The 21,318-nt window shown below is 48.6% G+C and carries 16 protein-coding genes and 1 tRNA gene; 10 read left to right on the top strand and 7 right to left on the bottom strand.

Translation table 11 applies throughout. From position 1 onward, the window contains the following. Positions 1 to 7: 7 nt before the first annotated feature. The 3 genes from mreD to FCL47_RS21915 all read right to left on the bottom strand — a co-directional run bounded on the left by mreD (position 8) and on the right by FCL47_RS21915 (position 2,545). The gene (gene mreD, locus FCL47_RS21925; protein WP_136815864.1) at positions 8 to 538 is read right to left on the bottom strand and encodes a rod shape-determining protein MreD; all 531 of its coding nucleotides are present in this window, start codon (positions 536 to 538) and stop codon (positions 8 to 10) included. Positions 539 to 547: 9 nt separating this feature from the next. Continuing rightward, entirely contained in the window at positions 548 to 1,426 is an 879-nt protein-coding gene (gene mreC, locus FCL47_RS21920) for a rod shape-determining protein MreC (protein ID WP_136815863.1), read from the bottom strand. Positions 1,427 to 1,507: 81 nt separating this feature from the next. Continuing rightward, positions 1,508 to 2,545, bottom strand: a complete 1,038-nt coding sequence (locus FCL47_RS21915; protein ID WP_136815862.1) for a rod shape-determining protein — start codon at positions 2,543 to 2,545, stop codon at positions 1,508 to 1,510. Positions 2,546 to 2,813: 268 nt separating this feature from the next. On the opposite strand from FCL47_RS21915, the gene FCL47_RS21910 reads away from it, so the two are divergent. Then, a tRNA-Ala gene (locus tag FCL47_RS21910) sits at positions 2,814 to 2,889 on the top strand. Between the two features lie 75 nt (positions 2,890 to 2,964). On the opposite strand, the gene FCL47_RS21905 is transcribed toward FCL47_RS21910, so the two are convergent. Beyond that, positions 2,965 to 4,788, bottom strand: coding sequence for an AAA family ATPase (locus FCL47_RS21905; protein ID WP_136815861.1), 1,824 nt, complete (start codon positions 4,786 to 4,788; stop codon positions 2,965 to 2,967). Between the two features lie 216 nt (positions 4,789 to 5,004). On the opposite strand from FCL47_RS21905, the gene aat reads away from it, so the two are divergent. Both aat and FCL47_RS21895 read left to right on the top strand, forming a co-directional pair. After that, complete coding sequence (aat, locus tag FCL47_RS21900) at positions 5,005 to 5,691, top strand: leucyl/phenylalanyl-tRNA--protein transferase (RefSeq protein ID WP_136815860.1); 687 nt, start codon at positions 5,005 to 5,007, stop codon at positions 5,689 to 5,691. After that, a complete protein-coding gene (locus tag FCL47_RS21895) occupies positions 5,681 to 6,256 on the top strand; it encodes a hypothetical protein (protein ID WP_136815859.1) in 576 nt (191 codons plus the stop codon). The genes aat and FCL47_RS21895 overlap by 11 nt, the downstream gene beginning before the upstream one ends. A gap of 23 nt (positions 6,257 to 6,279) precedes the next feature. Here FCL47_RS21895 and FCL47_RS21890 read toward each other — a convergent pair whose 3' ends face one another. Continuing rightward, positions 6,280 to 8,385, bottom strand: a complete 2,106-nt coding sequence (locus tag FCL47_RS21890; protein ID WP_136815858.1) for an HD domain-containing protein — start codon at positions 8,383 to 8,385, stop codon at positions 6,280 to 6,282. Between the two features lie 178 nt (positions 8,386 to 8,563). Here FCL47_RS21890 and rnr point away from each other — a divergent pair, with 178 nt between their 5' ends. The 4 genes from rnr to FCL47_RS21870 all read left to right on the top strand — a co-directional run bounded on the left by rnr (position 8,564) and on the right by FCL47_RS21870 (position 15,263). After that, the gene (rnr, locus tag FCL47_RS21885) at positions 8,564 to 10,759 is read left to right on the top strand and encodes a ribonuclease R (RefSeq protein WP_167496605.1); all 2,196 of its coding nucleotides are present in this window, start codon (positions 8,564 to 8,566) and stop codon (positions 10,757 to 10,759) included. 97 nt (positions 10,760 to 10,856) lie between these two features. Further along, the gene (locus tag FCL47_RS21880; RefSeq protein WP_136815856.1) at positions 10,857 to 11,618 is read left to right on the top strand and encodes an RNA methyltransferase; all 762 of its coding nucleotides are present in this window, start codon (positions 10,857 to 10,859) and stop codon (positions 11,616 to 11,618) included. Continuing rightward, positions 11,615 to 14,893: a BTAD domain-containing putative transcriptional regulator gene (locus tag FCL47_RS21875; protein ID WP_136815855.1), complete on the top strand. Its 3,279-nt coding sequence runs from the start codon at positions 11,615 to 11,617 to the stop codon at positions 14,891 to 14,893. The genes FCL47_RS21880 and FCL47_RS21875 overlap by 4 nt, the downstream gene beginning before the upstream one ends. A 16-nt stretch (positions 14,894 to 14,909) precedes the next feature. Then, positions 14,910 to 15,263, top strand: a complete 354-nt coding sequence (locus FCL47_RS21870) for a flagellar basal body rod C-terminal domain-containing protein (RefSeq protein WP_136815854.1) — start codon at positions 14,910 to 14,912, stop codon at positions 15,261 to 15,263. On the opposite strand, the gene FCL47_RS21865 is transcribed toward FCL47_RS21870, so the two are convergent. After that, positions 15,258 to 15,917: an endonuclease III domain-containing protein gene (locus tag FCL47_RS21865; RefSeq protein ID WP_240744339.1), complete on the bottom strand. Its 660-nt coding sequence runs from the start codon at positions 15,915 to 15,917 to the stop codon at positions 15,258 to 15,260. The two genes, FCL47_RS21870 and FCL47_RS21865, sit on opposite strands and share 6 nt — an antisense overlap. Positions 15,918 to 15,934: 17 nt before the next feature. After that, positions 15,935 to 17,044, bottom strand: a complete 1,110-nt coding sequence (locus FCL47_RS21860; protein WP_136815853.1) for a 6-phosphofructokinase — start codon at positions 17,042 to 17,044, stop codon at positions 15,935 to 15,937. Positions 17,045 to 17,473: 429 nt separating this feature from the next. On the opposite strand from FCL47_RS21860, the gene FCL47_RS25755 reads away from it, so the two are divergent. The 3 genes from FCL47_RS25755 (at position 17,474) to FCL47_RS21840 (ending at position 21,069) form a co-directional block, all read left to right on the top strand. After that, on the top strand, positions 17,474 to 17,815 hold the full coding sequence (locus FCL47_RS25755) for an IscA/HesB family protein (protein WP_370459589.1): 342 nt from the start codon (positions 17,474 to 17,476) through the stop codon (positions 17,813 to 17,815). A gap of 201 nt (positions 17,816 to 18,016) precedes the next feature. Further along, positions 18,017 to 20,623, top strand: coding sequence for an ATP-dependent chaperone ClpB (gene clpB / locus FCL47_RS21845; protein ID WP_136815851.1), 2,607 nt, complete (start codon positions 18,017 to 18,019; stop codon positions 20,621 to 20,623). Between the two features lie 158 nt (positions 20,624 to 20,781). Continuing rightward, positions 20,782 to 21,069, top strand: a complete 288-nt coding sequence (locus tag FCL47_RS21840; RefSeq protein WP_136815850.1) for a hypothetical protein — start codon at positions 20,782 to 20,784, stop codon at positions 21,067 to 21,069. Positions 21,070 to 21,318: the final 249 nt, after the last annotated feature.

The raw sequence follows: 21,318 nt of genomic DNA, 5'->3' as shown, positions 1-21,318 counted from the left end.
TTTCCGATCACATCGGTTTTCGAGGGCGACGACGGGCAGGTTTAGTACGCAACCGATGTTTCAGCAGAAAATCATACAGACTGCTGCATAGGAGAATAAGGGGAATTGCCGCCGCCACCTGCAGGGCAGTTCTCTGCAGTGTAATCCCCCACGACCATTCCGGCAACTCTTCGGGCAGAGCAAGGGAATACACACAATAGAGTATTATCTGTACCAGAAAATAACTCAGGCCAACAAGGGGAATCTGGTAAGTCGACTCCTTTATGGGGCTTTTGTTGGTGAGGAATTTCAGTGCAGCAAAAGTAAATAGGCACATCAGAGGATAAAAACCAAGATACAATCCCACGAGGACATCCATAACCCATCCCAGGGTAAAAACCAGGACAATACCGGGTACCCAGGCAAAACGATAAGCAATGAAGGTTACGAGAATAAAAAGAAAATCCGGCCGACCAAGCCACAGAGGCAGTGACTGCATCAAAGTTGTCTGAAGAACAATCAAGACAATCCCGAGCAGCCAGAATGAAAGAAACAACATTACCCGCTTCTACCTCCCTGGTGAAAGGTTCGCTGAATCGAGTATTTTTCTCCGATCTGTCGGATCAATAAATACAAATTCCAATTTCTGGAAATCGACACTCGGCTGCACTTCGATTTCCTGGAACATCCCCCTCTTCTTTTGATGTATCTTCGACACCCTGCCAAGGGGTATTCCGGCAGGAAAAACTCCACCGATACCAGCGGTAACAATATAATCGCCTTCCTCAACATCGGCATTTTTCAAGACATATTCGAGCACATAACCATGCTCACCAGCTCCTTTCAAAATTCCCCGAGTCCGGTTCTTCTGAATCATCGCGTCAATAGCGCTGCTTGGAGCATTGGCAAGCAAAACTTTCGAGTAATGATCCGCCGTATGAATGATCTGCCCGACAACGCCACTGGGAGCAAGCACAATCATCCCCTCCATGACATCATCTTTCCGACCGCGATCAACAACAATGGTCTGATACCAGTACGCCGGTTCCTTGCCGACAACCCGGGCTGCCAATGGTTGAAAACTCAGTTTGTCTTTAAAGGCCAGCAGCTCTTCGAGGTGCAAATTGGTACTGTATCCTTCTCGATATTCACCTAGTTCTTTCAGATATTTATCGACAAGCGCCTGAAGTCTTTTATTCTCTGCCCTAACGTTCCACAGAGCGATATAATCGTCTTTCAGGCTCACAATCCCGGACAGCGAACGCGTCACTGCGCTCTGCATGGGGCCAATAAAATCCAGGGTAAGTTGATGCGGCGTACCAAACCGTCCACCAAGCATTGAGGCCAGCAGCAACAGACCAACGATACCTAATATCACCACCAGAATCAAGATTCGAATGGTTCCATAGATAGATCGTCCCTGTATGGCTTTCGTTTTTTTTCGCACAGATCACAACAGGTTAGAGCACCACATGGAGTACCGGCAAGCTACAACCGGCACAAAGAAATACATTGCCGGAAGCAGAGATTACTCGATTGTGACCTCACGAAGGATATCAAGATTATCAAGCGCTTTCCCGGAACCGAGGACAACGGAAGACAGAGGATCTTCAGCGACAATTATTGGCATACCCGTCGCTTCCCGTAAACATTTATCAAGATTCTTTAACAAGGCGCCGCCACCGGTAAGGACAATGCCGTTGTCGACGATATCTGCCGCCAATTCAGGGGGAGTCACTTCGAGCGCAATCCTTACCGCCTCAACAATTACGTCCACCTGCTCAGCTATTGCCGATTGAATTTCATCAGCTGAGATCTGCAGGGTCTTCGGCACACCTGAGACAAGGTCCCGCCCTTTAATATCCATCGTCTCATACGGTTCTTCCGGCATGACATTGCCAATGGTCGTTTTGATCAACTCTGCCGTTCGTTCCCCAATCGCCAGATTGTGCTTGCGTTTGATGTACTGGAGGATGGATTCATCCATTTTGTCCCCGGCGACCCGGACCGATTTAGCATAGACGATGCCGGACAGTGAAATAACGGCCACTTCGGTGGTCCCGCCGCCAATATCAATAATCATATTGGCGGTCGGCTCGGTAATGGGCAGACCAGCTCCGATTGCTGCCGCCATCGGCTCCTCAATAAGATAAACCTCCCTCGCCCCAGCCGACTCAGCGGATTCACGCACCGCCCGCTTTTCCACCTGGGTAATTCCGGACGGTACGGAAATAATAATACGTGGATGAACCAAAGTTCTTCGATTATGCACCTTGTTGATAAAATATCTGAGCATTGCCTCAGTTACTTCAAAATCGGCAATAACCCCGTCTTTGATTGGCCGGATGGCAGTGATATTGCCAGGTGTTTTACCAAGCATCATTTTAGCTTCCTGTCCAACGGCCAGGACCTTGCTCATCCGCCCGTCCTGCCGAACAGCAACGACGGATGGTTCCCGCAGCACAATCCCCTTGCCCTTGACATACAGGACTGTATTTGCCGTGCCGAGATCTATAGCCAGATCGTTTGACAACCAGCCGAACAGAAAATTAAATGGTGAATACATACATTCTTCCTTGCTATGAAAGACGCCATGTCGCGCCTTGAAAATATATCAGCAGCCGCTGGCTTGAAGAGCGGGGCTTGTCAGAGTAACGTAAAGGGACAGCCATAACAGTACATCTCACGAAACATGAAAGCATAACAAACCTCATTTCCATTAGCAATGGAAATGGCATAACAATCAAAAGAATGTACTATTTTTTATTGACACGAAAAACAATCCCTGTTAATGATGGTGCAACTTTACGGTTAAGTTAATTCAGCAAACGTAAGGGGCTATAGCTCAGCTGGGAGAGCGCTTGACTGGCAGTCAAGAGGTCGTCGGTTCGATCCCGTCTAGCTCCACCAAATAGAAAAAGGGTTGGTACAGTGCAAAACTGAACCAACCCTTTTTTTTTGCCGCTCGACGGCAGGCTGCCGACGTTATTTACCGACCTTGGCGATGGCACCTTCAATTGACAAAGTATAGGGTTTGTGGTCGCGAAGAAACGGCGGCAGACTATTCTGAGCAAGACGGGCTCGGTCAATGCTGGAATACTCCCCGTAGAATACAAAGAGACCTTCCGGAGCTGTCTTTTTCTTAAGAATATAAAAATTCCCTGCCTCTTGGCGGTATTTGACCTGCGCCAGCATTTCTTTAAGATTTTTCTCCGCGTTTTTTGAAGTCAAAGCCATAACCTGGACGGTAAACATTTTTTTCTTTTCTGTATTTCCCCATCTGGTACCGGCAGTGAGTCGTGCGTCGTACAACCTGTCAGCAGCAGAATGCGGCCTCGATGCAACCGCCGTTGGTACGGGTTTCTTTATGGGCTGAGCCTTGACATTTCCCCGCTTTTGCGTCGGCGGCAATACCGTTTTTTTCTTCACATGGCTGCCTGCAGACAACCGGGCTATTGGCTTCATATCATTGGTAACCGCTTCCTGCGATGGATTGTCTTCTGCCGAGCCAACAACCTCTTTTTCTTCTCTTGGAGCAACAGGCGGATTACCTTCGCTGTCGGCCGTTGCAACAGCCTCTTCGGTTTTGTTGGTCTCAGGTGCAACATGCTCAGCCACTGGTTGTTCCTGGGTAACAGCCGCCTGCGGGGGTTTATCAACAGACGGAGAAACAACAGCAGCATCCTGTCCAGGCGCTGTTATCGCCGGCGCTGATGCCGACGATTCATCTTCTTCCGGTGGCTGCAATTCCTCTACCGGAGCCAAGGCTGCCATTTCTTTTTTCTCAGCGAGACTGTCAACTGTTTCCTGGCTCGTTGCCACCGTTTCAGCCTGCTCGACTTTTGGCGGCTGCGGTATTTCTTTGCCGACTTCAACCGGATGCTCCCCTGACCTGAACAGAAAGAAAAGCAACAGCAGGCAACACACCGCTCCGCCAATCCAGGGAGAATATGCCGTTATCTTTTCAACCAGTTGCGGGTATCTGGCACGAGGCGGGACCTCTTCCTCGATATCGCCGCCCTCCTCGACACCTTCCAGAAGCACCATAAACGAATTATCGCTGTTGTGCGGTTTTACGGCCTCGGCACCAAGGAGGTTGATCTTCCGAAAATTACCATGAGCCTGATCACTCATGTCATGCAACACCGCATCGGAAAACACCTTTTCCACATCTATTCCGGTTAATCGCGAAGCACACCACTGCAAATACGCGACAGATTCGGACGCAGAAAGCGGGGTAAGCTCAAAATGACGCTCATCGGTATTTCGAAAATTGCACAAGGAGACCTGATCACAATTTTCAAGCAGAGTTTTTCGGCCGGACAAAAGGATATGTATCACCACTCCAGCCTCGTTGAATCGGTCGAGCATTCTCCGAATTCGTTCAAGGGTGGCCAGAAATATATTTTCAGCCTCATCGAAAATTATTAGCAGTTCCATCGACTGGTCCAGCAGGAAATCAATGATATGCTGTAACGAGTGATCAATATCGCCGCTATCAATGTCAATCTCACTTATCAATTCCAGGCTGATGGCTATAGTCCGTACAACCTCTTCAAATGAATCGACGGTGCGGGAGAATAAAACAGTTTGGCACGAGGCTTCATGTTCGAGCATACGACACAGCATTGTCTTGCCGCTGCCTTCATCTCCTGAGAGCAGCATGAGAGCAACCCCGTTTTGCACAGCCTTTTGCATCTGGGACAAGACCTCCGCCCGACTGGCACAAGGGAAATAGTTAGCAACGACAACTTCGTCCAGAAATGGTGATTTTTCACCGTTGTCTAAATCTTTATTAATCTCTATCATAATGGAATGGAAACGGTTATAGTTTTTCGCTTTGGCGAACCCTCCTCTTGCCCCACCGACAAGAGGACGGCATAATAATACTCTACTCCAGAAATAAATAAACAGCGTATTGTCGCCGTATCGCCCCGGGCAGACCGCATTCCACCTCTTATCGCTCTAAAAAAGATGAAAACAATCCGCAAGGTACTTATTAACAAACGAACCACCATTTAATGAATGCCCATTTTTCGCCTGAACGAGCACATTCAATTCCCCCACCCCGAGTATGCAGAAGATAACGGTCTCCTGGCTATAGGCGGGGATCTTCGACCGGAAAGACTGCTGATGGCATACAGCCAGGGAATATTTCCCTGGTATTCGATCGGCGATCCGATTCTCTGGTGGTTCACCAGCCCTCGCCTGGTACTTTTTCCAGCGGAGTTCAGGGTACCAAAACGACTGGGCCGATATGCCAGAAACGCTTCCTTTAGCATAACCCGTGACCGGGCATTTTCAAGAGTCATCAGCGAATGCGCGGAAGTACGGACAGAGCGCAGGACGGAGACCTGGATCACCCCCGAAATGCAGGAGGCCTACACGAGACTGCACCATCTCGGTTTTGCCCATTCAGTTGAATGCTGGCAGGATGATCTTCTGATCGGCGGCTTATACGGTATCGCATTAGATAAAGTTTTTTTTGGCGAATCCATGTTTTCCCGAACAAAATGCGCTTCCCAGTTTGCCTTGATCGCTTTGGTTGAGTATTTACAAAGCAGAAATTTCCAAATGATTGATTGCCAGATGACAACCGATCACTTATTACGGTTCGGGGCAAGAGAAATTAGCGGCAAGGAGTTTCGCCGCCACCTGAAAGAACACATCAAAAATATCATCCCTTATGACGACTGGAACAATGAAAGTTAAAAAAAAGCAGGGTACATGTGCCCTCTGCGGAAAAAACGGCACCCTGACCGGCACTGGAAAAGATGAGATCTGCGCAACCTGTTCGAGCATCGTCGAACTATTGCAAAACAAACCCGATGCCTTGCAAAAGCTGTCCAGAATGGTTGGCGTCTCTGAGGTCTCAACTATTCCATCGCCGCAAGGGGAACAGGAACTCCCCGACGTTCTGGATGGAGTCCGGCACCGGACAACAGACAGGGACAGAAACACCTGGTATGTCTCGGTCAGCCAGCTTGACGGCAACCCCGTGGAAATCTTTGCCTCCACGGCTTTTGATCGTGACCAGCATCTTCAGTCCCGCATCTCCAATCTCACCACGATAACCAGACTTATTTCTCTTATTTTACGCCATATTTTCATAGGTGAAAGACTCACCCTTGAAAAAACGCTTATTCAACTGGAGAGAAGCTCCAGGCAGCCAAACGACCTGCCGGACATGCTTGGCAGAATACTTGCCAAATACAAAAAAGAACAGGAATCACCACGCGACAAGGAGACGGCAAAGAACGAGACTGCTGTTTCCTGATCCCGTCGCAGTGACATATTTTTTCAACAGTCGAGATCAAATTCATAGGGCAGACCAGATTTATCGAAGTGTTTTAACACCCGTTGCAGGTCATACAGATTAACAACCCTGAAGACAAGTTCCCAGGCGGGATAAAGCGAAGAATAACTGGACAGAATCTCGAGCCTCTGCATATCCAGTTCCAGCGGAGCAGAACCGATAGTCTGCATGACACTCTTTCTGGTCGCCCGGAGAATATGCAGAATCTGTTGTTTGCGGACATGGGTCTGTCTGATTTTCCAGGAGATATCGACCGCGTCTTCCCGCTGAAATTTAAGCTCTCGAAATCGTTCACAGTTTTTATGGTGGACCGAAAGCCCTTTCGGGGTGAGCAGCGCACAATTATCTTTGGCCGTTGGATTAGGCTTACAGCACGAAGACAGCTTGACCGAAACCGGATCGAGGGTTGTCAACTCAATTTTATTGAACGCACCGGTCGGTGTCACCAGAGGAGACACCCCACCATACATAATATTTTTGATGTCCTCCATTAACTCTTTGAGGTGCACTCTCCCCTCGCCTATCCGCACATATAACTCGTCAAGCGATGGAAGAGCTTCATGGGCCAAAAGTTCAGGCAGATCCTTGCCTTCCAGAACATCAAATGGAATGCCATAGCGAAGCATCTCCTGCCGCAGCATCGATACTCCCACTTCCCGCGTTACTTTCTGGCATCTGACTCTAAAGTTTTTGGCAAGTTCCCCCCTTGCTCTCGGCGTCTTGCACATGGCCAGCATATGCTGCTCAAACCTGATAGGCCGCTCAGCGCGGACAATGCGTACCATATCCCCGTCTTTCAGAATATGCGACGGCGGGACGCGCTTGTTGCGGATCATTGCACCGAGACAGGTCTGACCAATTTCGGTGTGCACCCGGAAAGCAAAATCGAGGATGGTGGAGTTGACCGGAAGACAGATTAGATCTCCCTGGGGAGTGTAGGTATAAATCTCCTTTCTCCCACTGGCAGCAATGACATCCCGGTAGGAAAAAGAGTCTTCGGAGCCGATTACATCGAACAATTCCTGGATTTCCCGAATGAATTTGACCTGTTTTCCTGCTTTCGAGCTCCAGTTGCGAAACAGGCCCTTCTGCGCCTTTCGTTCCATCTCATCGGTGCGGATCTTAAAGAGAAACTTTTGCCCTTCGACAATTGCTTTGGCATGCAATCCCTGGTACCCGGTCGGTTTGGGGTTGGCGATGAAATCACGGATGGTCCGCGGGATCGGTTTATAGGTCTGATTGGCAATTCCCAGTGCCCTGTAGCAGGACTGGACATCATCGACAACAATAAGAATCTCCAGCGGTGTATCTATACGCTGGACAAGGATGCGGTTGACCAAATCATAATAAGCCCACAGTTTTTTGGTTCGCACCGTAACCTTGCAGGAAAAATTTTCCTTTTCAGCATTTTTCAGAACATTTTCAACAATTGTCTGGCCTAGCGGCGATCTCTGCAACTGGCGGATATGGTTGTTAAGGCGGGCACCCTGCTTGGGGTATTTATACAAAAGAGCGAGATTATACATCTCCCGCTTCATGTTGAAGAGGCCGAAAACAGTAGCCAGTGGAGCGTAAATATCGATGGTTTCATCGGCTATTCGCTGACGTTTGGCTTTGGGCATGGCCATCAGGGTTCGCAGATTATGCAGGCGATCGGCCAGTTTCACCAGCATAACCTCAGGCCGCAAGGCCGCCCCGCTAAATATTTTCCGGTGCGTATTCTGGCTGTTGGCCTGTTTATCGCCGGAGACGTGCGTCACCTTGGTGCATCCTTCAACAATCGCCTGGACATAACTGCCGAACTTCTGACCGACCAGATCAGCGGTGATTTCCTCAACATCTTCAACAGTATCATGCAGAAGTGCAGCGGCAAGGATCTCCGGATGGGTTATATCCATTTCTTCGGCAAGAATTTTTGCCACGGAACAGGGGTGCAGGATATATGCATCTCCGGAACGGCGCCACTGGTCGGCATGCGCCTCGACTGAGAAATCAAGTGCCTGCCAGAATGTTTCCGTCTCCGGTTTATCGCCAATCAAGGCCAGCATCTGATTGCGATAGAGCTCAAGATCAAATGAAATACGTCGCATACTCTCCTGACTATATTAAAAACAACGCCTGTCGGTAGACAGAATCTTTATATGTGTTAGATTAATGGGCCAAAACATTCCCGACCATTTGCTTTTTCCTTATCTAACCAGTGATAAGACAGTGGACTATCTTTCAGCTTAACAAAATTCTCCTATGGGAGAAATCAAAAATCCAAAAATGTCTAAAAAAAGAAAATCTTCCAGACACGTTAAGTCACATTCGTCAAAACGGTTGTCCCAGTCTAATAAAAACGACGAGAAATACAGCCAGGTCGAAAATATGGCCCTTGGTTTTTTCTACACCGCCGACGCTCCGCTGTCATTTGCCCAATTGTACAGTAATTTTTCCCAGGCACGGTACAGTGAAGACGACATCCGGGCTGCTCTTGACACGCTGCTTCAGGCCGGGTTGATTGTTAAAGACAGTAAAAACCACTACAAACTCCACAAAAACACCTCCCTCTATGAAGGGACATTGACCCTGCACCCAAAGGGGTTCGGTTTTGTCAGTGTCACCAAAAGTCCCGTCAACCGCCCCCTGAAAAGAGATCCCTTTATATCGCCTGGTCAGATGGGCGAAGCCCATCACGGAGATACCGTATTGATACGGGTTTTCCGTATCCGTGCCGATGATCGACCGGAAAGCAGTGTGGTCAAAGTACTTGTTCCAGGGACCAACAGAATTGGCGGGATTTTCCGCACCGAAGGCCGCAACCGCCTGGTCTATCCCGATGATCGCCGATTCCCGTTTACCGTTCGAATCAAGGACGCGGACGGCCTGCAGCCAAAGAATGGTGACGCCGTCATCGCCCAGTTTGACAGAGCAACCGGGGCGGCCAATTTTTTACCGGGTAAAATTATCGAGATACTCGGCGCAGCAGATGATGTAGACAGCCAGATGCGGCTGGTGATAGAACAATTCAACCTGCCCTGGCAATTCAGCGACGAGATCATAGCGGAAACAGCGGGACTCGACGAGAGCTTTATGCCCGAGCAGGACAGAGAAGACCTCCGGACCACCAATCACATTACAATTGACGGAGAAAGTGCCCAAGATTTCGACGATGCGATCTGCGTGATAAAAACCCGTAATGGTTTTCGACTTTTTGTATCCATAGCCGATGTAAGCCATTTCGTTGCCCCCGGCTCGGCAATCGATCGGGAAGCATATAACAGAGGCACCTCCGTATATTTTCCCGGCAGAGTTATTCCCATGCTGCCGGAAAAATTATCCAATAACCTCTGCAGTCTGGTGCCGGGAGAAGACCGGTTTACCGTCTCAGCCATACTCGACTTTGATCGTTTGGGTACACTTCTCGCTAAACGTTTCAGCCGATCGATAATTTGCAGCCGGCAACGCTTCACGTATACGACTGTCCAAAAAATCCTCATCGACAAAGACCCTGTTCTCAGAAAAGAACACAAAGCTTTCCTCACCGGTCTCAAGTGGGCAGAGGAACTGGCAACCGCCCTCCAGGATAGACGTAAAAAACGCGGATCGATTGACTTCAATCTGGTCGAGGCGGAATTCACCCTGGCAAAATCAGGGAAAATTGAATCGATCAGCAGAGCAGAAAGAAACTTTGCCCACCAGATTATCGAAGAATTCATGCTGGCAGCCAACGAAGCGGTCGCTGAATTCTTCACCCGCCAGCAGATTCCAGCTATATACCGGGTACATGAACCACCGGAACTGATCAAGGCAGAAGAATTTTTCGATTTTATCAAAACCCTCGGCCTTCCCGTGGCACCCTTTGTCAACACGCCAGCCTGGTTTGCCGGAGTTCTGGAAAAATGCAAAGAAACCAAATATGAATACATTATTAACAATCTGCTGTTGCGGAGCATGCAGCAAGCCCAGTACTCAGCCAATAATGTCGGCCACTTTGGCCTTGCCGCAACCGACTATACCCACTTTACCTCACCAATCAGGCGTTATCCGGATTTAATCGTTCACCGGCAACTGCTCCAACTCCTCCAGAAGAGTCCGCCCAGAAAACTATCACTGACAGAGGCTGCCGAGTTTCTCTCTGCCCGCGAGCGAACGGCAGTAATGGCCGAAAGAGATATGAATGACCGCCTGAAAATCGGCTATATGCAGCACCGAATCGGTGAAACCTTTGAGGCTATTATCTCCGGGGTGACAGAAAATGCACTGTATGTCGAAATCCAGGATATGTGCATCAGCGGCTCGATACCGGCAGAATTACTCGGGGATGACTATTTCCTTTACGACAAGAAAAACTACCGATTGTTTGGCGAGATTTCCGCCAAAACCTATCAGATCGGCGACCTGGTTCAGGTAACGGTTGTCGATGTGGATATCCTCAGCAAAAAAATCCTTTTTGCCTTAGCCCCCACCTTCATGCAATAAGTGATAATCTCATAAAATTTAACATCGTGGATGGCTAAGTAAAGAGCTTCATATGCGAAGATATGAACCTCTTTTACGATGCCATAAATAAATAGCAATGGTTCAAAATACAACCCTGCTCGACCATGTTGCCATCGTCCTGGTCCGTCCAAAGTTTCCCGAAAATATAGGGGCAGCAGCCAGAATTGCCTGGAACATGGGGATCAATCGGCTCATCGTGGTCAGGGACAGTCTGCCGGACCGGGAAGCGATGGCCAAAATGGCTACCCATAAAGCCGCGCACCTGATCGATAGCATGGAGGTATACCCCGATTTATCGGAAGCCCTGGCAAACTTCACTGTGGTCGTCGGAACTACGGCGAGAAGAGGTCGCCAAAGGTTCGTCACCCAGACTCCCAGGGACATGGTCAATACACTCCTCCCACAACTGAAGAACAATCAGGCAGCCGTCATCTTCGGCCCCGAGGACACCGGTCTGACCAATGACGACCTCAAATACTGCCAGATGAGTTCCGCCATCCCCACCGCCGACTTTTCTTCACTCAACCTCGCGCAGGCGGTGGCGATCCACTGCTATGAACTGCATTACGGCATCATACATGCCCCGAAGAACATGCACCACTCTCCCCAGCTGGCGACATCCTTTGAACTCGAAAGCATGTATGCATATCTGGAAAAAATGTTGCTCAAAATTGATTTTATGGAAAAAGTCAGCCATACTTATTGGATGAGTAATATTCGAAACCTTTTCAGCAGAATGCAACTTACTTCAAAAGACGCAAATATTATCAGAGGTGTCAGCAAAAAGTTTCTGTTGCAGCAGAAAATACCAAAAAGCGGGGAAGATGGTGAGTTATGAAACAGGATGAGAGTTTAACCAGCTATGTGGTGCCCTCCAACAAATTTTATCCACCGCACATTGATCCGTCTCAATCGCTGCACCGAACCGGCCTGATTCAGACGAAATTTCCAGACCAAAAGAACACGAAAAAGCTTATTATAATCGAAGCACAGGCAGGCCAGGGCAAAACAACTCTGGCCTATCAGTTCCTCAATACCAACGGCCATACCTATATCTGGTATCAGATCGGTCCCGAGGACTCCGACCCCGTACTCCTGCTGTCTTCCCTGCTTATGAATCTCCAGGCCAACCTGCCGGGATTCACCTCCCCTCAACTGACAACTATTCTCAACGAGGGAAGCGTCGGACCATTCGACCTGACCCGCTGCGCCAACATCCTCCTGCAAAATCTCGACAGGTACCTGAAAAACGATATCTATCTGGTTTTCGACGACCTGCACCGTATTGAATTCGGGGCACTGACCCACAAACTCCTCGAACACCTTCTTGACACCTCGCCCCCCAGAGTGCACTTCATCTTCATAAGCCGGCAACCCCTTGAAATAAAAGGGACAACAATTCGTAACGGCTCACAAATAGCCTATCTCAGCACAGCGGACCTGGCTCTTGGCAATGAGGACATTGAAACCCTCTACACGCGCGTTCTGCACAAGGAAATAAGCAGGCAGGATGCCGTCAAAATACAAAAAATCACCAATGGCTGGATCATGGGAATTATCCTCGCCAGCCACCCTATATCCGGCAGGAGCAAATTCTGGTATGATTCGACCACCGATACCCTCGGCAACAAACCACAACCCGGCCATATGCTTGATTTTTTTCAAGATGAAATCTTCGCTCAGATTCCCCAGAAACTGCATGATTTTTTCCTGAAATTTTCATTTCTCCAGGAAATTCCTGCCGACCTGGCACGGGAGATTTCCGACATTGATACTGTCGGCCAGATACTCTCAGATATGACCAGGGAAAACTTTTTTATCTATAACCTCGACGACCGGCAGCAGGTTTTCCGTTTTCATCATTTTTTTCAGGAGTTTCTTCAGCAGCGTGCCAAGGCGCTGTTCAGCGAAAAAACAATTAATAACATTTACAACCTGGAAGCGCGTTACTATCAGAAACGAAACCTCACCGAGAAGGCTCTTACCTGTTATAAAAACGGTGCCAACTTTGCGGCAATGGAAGACATTCTTCAGGAAAAGGGAATGGACTTGATTGCCAGGAACAAGACATTTTCCATTCTTCGCCTGCTGCAAAGCATTCCATCAGCAATTCTTTTCAAACACAGATGGCTTACGCTATACGCCGGACTGCTTCGGGTAGATTTTGTCCCCCAGACGACACAACCATTCTGGGATTCTGCCCGGGAACAATTTATCGCAGCAAAGGAAGAGATCGGCGAATTAATTGCTTTATCGCAAACCATTTATTTCCATTTTGTCGTATCGGGAGAATACAACAACGGGGCTGAGCTGCTCCAGCGGACCGAGGCCCTGCTCGAAAAAAACAAAGCGTCACTGCCCATCCCGATAATCATTATAGCCGCTCGGAATCTGGCATCCGGCTACTGTTTTTTCAAGGGGGACATGAAAAAAGCGCGCCACTACATCCAGATTGCGACAACCCTTGCAGGGAGACACCATAGCCACAATTTTATCGCCTCAACCCGGTTTGTCCAAGGATACATTGAACTCTTCAGCGGCAACAGGGCGAAGTATCTCCATGAGGCGGAAGTCTGTTTTTCGCTCTTCAATGACCCCCTGGTCGGCGAATCAAACCGCTTATCCCTGCGGGTCATGAATCTCTGCTATCTTTCCATGACCGGCGATCATCAGAATTATGCGGCCCAGCAGCTCGCCCTGCAGAAATCCATCGATCAGATTGTGGTGGACCAGACCATCGCTGCTCCGTATCTCTATGTCTGGGGGTGCAGCAATCTATTTTCTCTTGGCCAGGCCCAAAAGGCTCTCGATCTGCTGGAAAAAGGTCTGGACGTGAGCGCTACCGCGTCAACGAATCATATGCACAGCCAGCTTCTCCAGTGGAAAGCCTTCGGTCTCGCTCTAACCGGAGCCGGCAATGAGGCAGAAAAATACATTGTACAGGCCGGACAGTTAAGGGAAAAAGCCGGAGGCGTCTTCTATACCGCGTTTCACCATATTCTTGCCGGTGCAGTGTATATCCGCCTTAAAAAATTTGCCCATGCCCGCAGCAGTCTTGATAAAGGATTAGCCATCAGCCGGACAATTTCATCGACGTACCTGACGATGTGCGCCCATTTCAATTTAAGCTATTGCAGGTACGAGGCAGAAAATCCCGACGCGGCTCTTGACGATCTGGAAGCCGGCCTTTCTCTTCTGCAGGAGAACGGCTACAACCATTTCTGGAGTTGGGAACCGGTAATGATGACGACCCTGCTCGCCCTGGCAGTAAAAAGAAAGATTAAAATAAACTTCGTCCAGGGTCTGGCGAAGACCCGTCTGCATCTCAATTTCTCCGACAACGGAGACATAATTTCTCTGTTAAAAATAAAGCTCATGGACAGCTTTGAACTGAGCATGTCCGGCAAGGTGCTGTTCCAGTCAAAAGATCTCACCCCTTTTCAACGCGAATTGCTGGGGTTATTGATAACCGCCAAAGGTCAGCGAATCGCCCAGGAAAAAATTCAGCTGGAGCTCTGGCCCGACAGCACCCCCGAAAACGCCAGAAAAAGTTTTGACACCCTGCTGGCCAGACTGCGTAAACTTATTGCCCCGCACCTGCCACGGCCGGTAAAAGATTATTTCTATCTGCAGAAAGGAATCCTCTGTCTGAACCATTGTGACATCGACGCACTGCAATTTATGGAAATTGCCAGAGCCGGCTTATCGCACTGTCAAAAAGGTTATTTCTGGCAGGCGCATAACGCCTTTCAAACGGCAATTCCTTTGTGGCGGGGAGCCATGCCCGAGGATACCTTCCGTAGCGAACAGGTGCTTACTTTCAATGATATTCTGGCCAACCTCATGACAGAGATAGGCTCGACCTGGGCCCAAAATCTCGCCGAGGCAGGAAGGCTGGATGAAGCTATCGCCGTCCTCGAACGTATTCTCTTGCTCAACTATCTTGAGGAAGGACTTACCATACTTCTCTACAAATTCTACTGCCGAAATAACAATCATCTCAAGTCAAGAGAGATTTTGGAGCGCTACCGGAAAGCGCTTCTGAAAGCAGAGTACACGCCAGAAGAAGCGAGTGCATATATAGATCACATTATAGCAACAACTGATTTTTAACAGACAGGAGGATCAGATGATAACAGCGTCGCAAACTGCCCTTACCGGGCTACAGGCATTTGGCACCAAACTGCAGGCCAATGGCAATAATATAGCCAATGCCAATACCGACGGCTTCAAGAAAACCCAGATCACCAATGCGGCCGTTGTCCCGTCAGGCGTTAAGACCGTGACTCAGAAGAGTGCCACTCCGGGAACCAGCATCCTGCAGCAAACAGGCACAGAGATGGAACAAGTGGAACTCTCCAATGTTGACCTGGCAACAGAAATCGTCGACATGAGCCTGAACAGCACCATGTATAAAGCCAACCTGAAAACGATCGAAACAGCCAATGAAATGACGGGAACCCTATTACATTTAAAATCATAGATTCAATCCGTTAAGCGGGCACTCCGCGCACAGGGGTTTGGTCTTTTTACAAAAGGTGCCGGCAACACGGACGATCAGCGCGTGAAATTCATTAAAGAGCTGTTTATCCTGAGGCAGGTTATCGAGAAAGACATCCTGGATGGACAGGTAATCCGTCTCCTCTTCCACCATGTTATGGCGACTGAAGACTCTGTGCGTATACATATCGACGACAAAAACAGGATGTCCGCACGCATACAGGAGAATGGAGTCCGCCGTCTCCGGTCCTATCCCTTTTACGGCGAGCAGATTTTCCCGGGCGTTGCCCAGCTCATCATCGAGAAATGCGGCCAGATCGCCAGCATAAATGCCCGCGACCATATTGAGGAGATTTTTCAGACGTTGTGCCTTGAGGTTATAGTACCCTGCCGGGCGAATATATTGCGCTATCTCCTCGGCTGTCAGAAGAGAAAGAGACTGGTAGCTGAGCAAGCCTTCAAATTTAAGATTGTCGATGGCTTTTCGCACATTTGACCAGTTGGTGTTCTGGGTCAAAATAGCACCAACCATTATTTCGAAGGGAGAATCTCCCGGCCACCACCCCTGCGGACCGAAATATTCATACAATAGCCGATACGCTTTTGTGTAATTATTGGTACAGCTTTTCGTCTTCAAGCGGGAGTTCCTGTGAGTTATTCTACCTGTCCGCGGGTATCAGTATCACCAAAACAGATCCCGATATCACGTGCAGTCAAAACCTTGTCGCTGCTGAGATCGACTTTTTTTCGCATTTTAATCGCTTCAGCAATGGGTACCGCAACCATCTGTGAATCGTTCAAGGCGACCATGTGATCAAATATTTTTCCCTCCACGAAACGAACTGCCGCTGCACCAAACCTTAAGGCGAGCAATCTGTCGAATGTCGTTGGCGAACCGCCGCGCTGCAAGTGGCCAAGAACCAGAGAGCGGGTATCTTTTTCGGTTCGCTTTCTGATTTCCGCTGCGACCCATTCCCCCACCCCGCCTAAAATGACCTCTTCTCTGCCCAGTTCCCCTTTGCCCTTATTGAACTTCTGACCATCAATTGTTATCGCTCCTTCAGCGGCAACAACAATGGAATACAGCTTATCATGCAATTCATTATCGGATATTTTTTCACATACCTCTTCAATATCAAAAGGAATTTCCGGTATCAAGATTACATCGGCCCCCCCTGATATCCCTGAATACAGGGCTATCCAGCCGGAATCCCGTCCCATGACCTCAACAACCATGACTCTATTGTGGGATTTTGCGGTTGAATGCAGCTTATCCAAAGCCTCGGTTGCCGTAGATACCGCCGTATCAAAACCAAAAGTTCTGTTGGTTTTTTCCAGGTCATTGTCAATGGTCTTAGGCACCCCTATTACCGGCATGCCCATTTCAGCAAAGCGATGGGCGATAGCCAGGCTCCCATCGCCACCAATGGCAATATGGCAATCAAAGCCCATTCTGTTAAAATTGCGAAGGATTTTATCGGAAATATCGATAACTTGTATTTCTCCAGCCAGATTTTTCACCGGCTTTGAGAACGGGTTGCCTTTATTGGTGGACCCCAGAATAGTGCCTCCGGTTGAGTAAATCCCCTCCACATCTCTGGGAAAAAGACGCACCATATCTTCGATATCCAGAAATCCGCCGTAGCCATTCCTGCTGCCATACACTTCCCAACCCTTGCGATAACAAGAGTGAACAACGGCATATATAACGGCATTCAGACCGGGCGCATCACCGCCTCCTGTCGAAATGACTATTTTCTTCATAACAGTAATTCCTTTGCAAAATTTTTGATCGCAACCTGCATTCCTCTGGGAAGATAATCAAGAAGAGTGGATTGTCGATAACTGCTCAGATATTTATGCTTCGGAAGAACTATAAACCAAAAAACAATTTATAATCCATGATTATATAGAGCAGGACATGATTTCTCCGGAAATATCATGCTAATACCGTCTTATTTCAGCCACATTCGACCCGATTTTCCGAAACTCCTTTATAAAAATAACATCGACCTTCAAGCAACATTTACGAAAAAACTTGCGCCCTGCGGCACAACCATTATTTTACGCGGGATAGATGATTGACTATTTTTCATCTCACCTTAAGGTGTTTGTATATCGGTATGGCTTCTCTCACAAGCAGTACGCTTATAAGAGAAGGTATGTAAGAAACATTTTTCACGGAGGAATTTCATGTCTGACCTAAATGTAACAGATCTGGCTGTTACAAAATTAAAAGAATACATGCAGGCAAACAATATCGAATCTGCATTGCGCGTTGCGCTGATGCAGGGCGGCTGAGCAGGCCCCTCTTTGGGATTGGCTCTGGATGAGCCAAAAGATAGCGACAAAGTATTTGAGAACGATACCCTCAAGTTTCTGGTAGAAGACAGTCTCATGGTAACTTGTGGTGGAATAACAGTTGATTATGTGGACGCGGGGCCCCGTTCTGGTTTTGGAATTACTTCCGTAAATCCGATAAGTTCGGGTGGTGGATGCAGTTCTGGATCCTGTGGCTCCGGATCCTGCGGTTGATGCGCCTGCTTCTGTAATCGACCTGAAGCAAAAAACAACAGGCGAGTCCCTTACGGGGCTCGCTTTTTTTTTGCTCTCACGGCAGTGTCAAAAACTTGACACTGTAATTTGCTATTCTTATATTCTGTGCGCAATTGATATGTTATGCAGATCTCCTGCATCAGTCGAGTATAATGGAGTAATTAGCAAAAGGAGCGATACATGCAATTCGATAAATTCACCCTGAAATCTCAGGAAGCCATCAAAACTGCCCAGCAGCTTGCCCAGGACAGCAACCATCAGGAGATCCATACCGCCCATCTGGCAAAAGCGATCATAACACAGCCGGAAGGCATTGTTGTCCCGGTCCTCCAGAAATCGGGTGCCGATCCGTCTATGGTTCTCATGGACATAAACCAGGTCCTGGAAAAACTACCAAAAGTATCCGGACAAGGAGCAGGCCAAAGCTACGCCTCAAAAGAGCTCCAGCAGGTCCTCGACAGCGCATTTGGTATCGCCAAGCAGATGCAGGACGAGTACGTCAGCCAGGAACATCTTTTTCTGGCAATTCTTAAAAATTCCACTAGCGATGTCAGCAAAGCGTTGAAGAAAAGGGGGATCATCGAGTCGAGTTTTCTCCAGGCGCTGTCAGTTATACGGGGGAGTCACCGGGTCACCGACCAGTATCCGGAAGAAAAATATCAGGCTCTTGAAAAGTACGGCCGCAATCTAACGCAGCTCGCCAAACTTGGTAAAATCGATCCGGTAATCGGCCGTGACGAGGAAATCCGCCGTATCATCCAGGTGCTTTCCAGACGAACCAAAAACAATCCGCTGCTGATCGGTGAACCCGGTGTCGGCAAAACGGCCATTGTCGAAGGACTGGCCCAGCGCATTGTCAATGGTGATGTTCCGGCAACGCTGAAAAACAAGCAGGTCATAACCCTCGACCTGGCATCTCTTATCGCCGGTGCCAAATACCGGGGTGAGTTCGAGGACCGGCTGAAGGCGGTTCTCAAAGAAGTAGAAGAAAAAGCGGGTGAAATTGTTCTGTTTATAGACGAAATTCACACCCTTGTCGGCGCCGGTGCGGCGGAAGGTTCGATGGATGCATCAAACATGCTCAAGCCAGCCCTCGCTCGGGGGGAATTGCACTGTGTCGGGGCAACAACCCTTGATGAATATCGAAAATATATCGAGAAAGACAGCGCTCTGGAAAGACGCTTCCAACCGGTACTGGTCCAGGAACCATCCGAAGAAGACACTATCGCCATTCTGCGAGGCATTAAAGAAAAATACGAAATCCACCATGGGGTGCGAATTCAAGATTCTGCGACGGTTGCGGCGGTTGTCCTGTCCAGTCGTTATATCACCGATCGGTTTCTGCCGGACAAGGCCATCGACCTCATTGACGAAGCGGCATCGCAACTGCGCATTGAAATAGATTCAATGCCTGCTGAAATCGACGAACTGGAACGGAACAAAATCAAACTTGTGATTGAGCAGGAGGCGCTGAAAAAAGAAAAAGACAGTGCCTCGAAAATCCGACTCGACGAGATCAAAACCAAACTTGCCGACCTGGACGAGAACCTCCACTCCATGAAAGCCCAGTGGTTGCTGGAACGTGACACCATTCAAAATATCCGCAAAATCAAGGAAAGCATCGACCAGGTGCATATCGAGGAGAAAAAAGCCGAAAGGGTGGGCGACTTGAGCCGTGTCGCAGAAATCAGATACGGCCAGAAGGTCCAGCTTGAACGCGACCTGACGGCAGCGAACCTCAAGCTCCAGGAGATTCAGAAGAATCAGATGATGCTGAAGGAAGAGGTTGATGCAGAGGATATCGCGTCGGTTGTGGCCAAATGGACGGGAATACCGACCGCAAAATTACTTGAAGGCGAGAAAGACAAACTGGTTCATGCGGAAGAGATGCTGGGCAAAAGAGTTATCGGCCAGGAGCAGGCCATCCATGCGGTTGCCAATGCTGTTCGACGGGCGCGGGCCGGGCTGCAGGACCCGGATCGACCGTTGGGGTCGTTTATCTTTCTTGGTCCAACCGGAGTTGGCAAAACGGAACTGGCCAGATCTCTCGCAGATTTTCTGTTCGATGACGAGCAGGCGATGATTAGAATCGATATGTCGGAATTCATGGAGAAGCATTCCGTAGCCCGACTGATCGGTGCGCCTCCAGGCTATGTCGGCTATGAAGAAGGCGGATACCTGACGGAATCGGTACGCAGACGGCCCTACTCGGTCATCCTGCTCGATGAGATCGAGAAAGCACACTCGGATGTCTTCAACGTATTGCTGCAGGTTCTGGACGATGGAAGAATGACCGATGGAAAAGGGAGGACGGTTGATTTTAAAAATACCCTGCTGATTATGACATCGAACCTCGGCAGTAATTTGATTATGAAAATGGAGGAAGACGGCATTGCCAAAAGTACTATTCAGAACCAGATCGATGAACTCCTGCACCAACAGTTTAAACCCGAGTTTCTCAATCGTATTGATGAAACAGTTATTTTTGACCGTTTAAAACGTGAAGATATGATGGCCATCGTCGACATCCAGCTCAAGAGATTGGTTGCTCGTCTTAAAACCAAAGATATTTCGCTCCATGTACGAGAGAGCGCCAAGTTGTTTCTCGTTGAAAATGGCTATGACCCGGCATTTGGCGCACGACCGCTGAAACGGGCAATCCAGAGGTACCTGGAAGACACCTTAGCTCTCAAGCTTCTGGAAGGTGAATTTACCGACAAAGACCATATTGTGGTTGAAGGTTCTTCCAGAGGATTACAATTTTTGCGTCAGAACAAATCTTCATGACAAGACAGCGACAAGGCGGCACCTTTCGCTTTACACACCTGTTGACTTGCATTACATACTGACGTGAATATTCGCCCCCTGCCCAGCTGATGCCAACTTAAACCGACCTCGGCTGGGCAGGCCATAAGCAACACTTTCCCCTCAACTGGATAGAATAAATGAGTGCAACTGTAGAAGATCTAACAATTAATTACGAAGAAGACGGAGTGCAGGTCGTCAAAGAAACCGGCAAGGAGATCCTTTCCAAAGGTGCCTGGACCACCATATTGTATCGTTTCCAGAACCTGGACCGGAAAACAGGTGAATTCGGCAAGGACATGTATACCATCCGCCGTTATCAGAAAAGACAGGGTGAATACATTACCAAATCAAAGTTCAATATTTCCAGCACTGAGCAGGCAAAAAAAATCATCGACACCCTTTCGAAATGGACAAGTGAAGATTAATCAGTATTATTGCTTCGCCAACATGGAACGTATTTACAACAGAACATCAGTGAGCTAACAAGCAAATCAGAATTAATTCTTCTTAAAATCTTGCAAATGTCGTCAAGAATGACCATTTTCTTCTTGACGGCACCCAGGCAATCAAGTAGTTTGCCGCGGTCTTTGAGGAACACGGAATGCGGCATCGACCTGAACGGTCAGCACCGCATTGCAGCGGGAAACAAAAACAAAAAAGAGTAAAGAAAAACA

The sequence above is a fragment of the Desulfopila sp. IMCC35006 genome (genome assembly GCF_005116645.1).
In the GTDB taxonomy this organism is placed as follows: Bacteria; Desulfobacterota; Desulfobulbia; order Desulfobulbales; family Desulfocapsaceae; genus Desulforhopalus_A.
The sequence above is the reverse complement of the archived record's forward strand: the minus strand, read 5'-3'. Positions and strand labels throughout refer to the sequence as shown.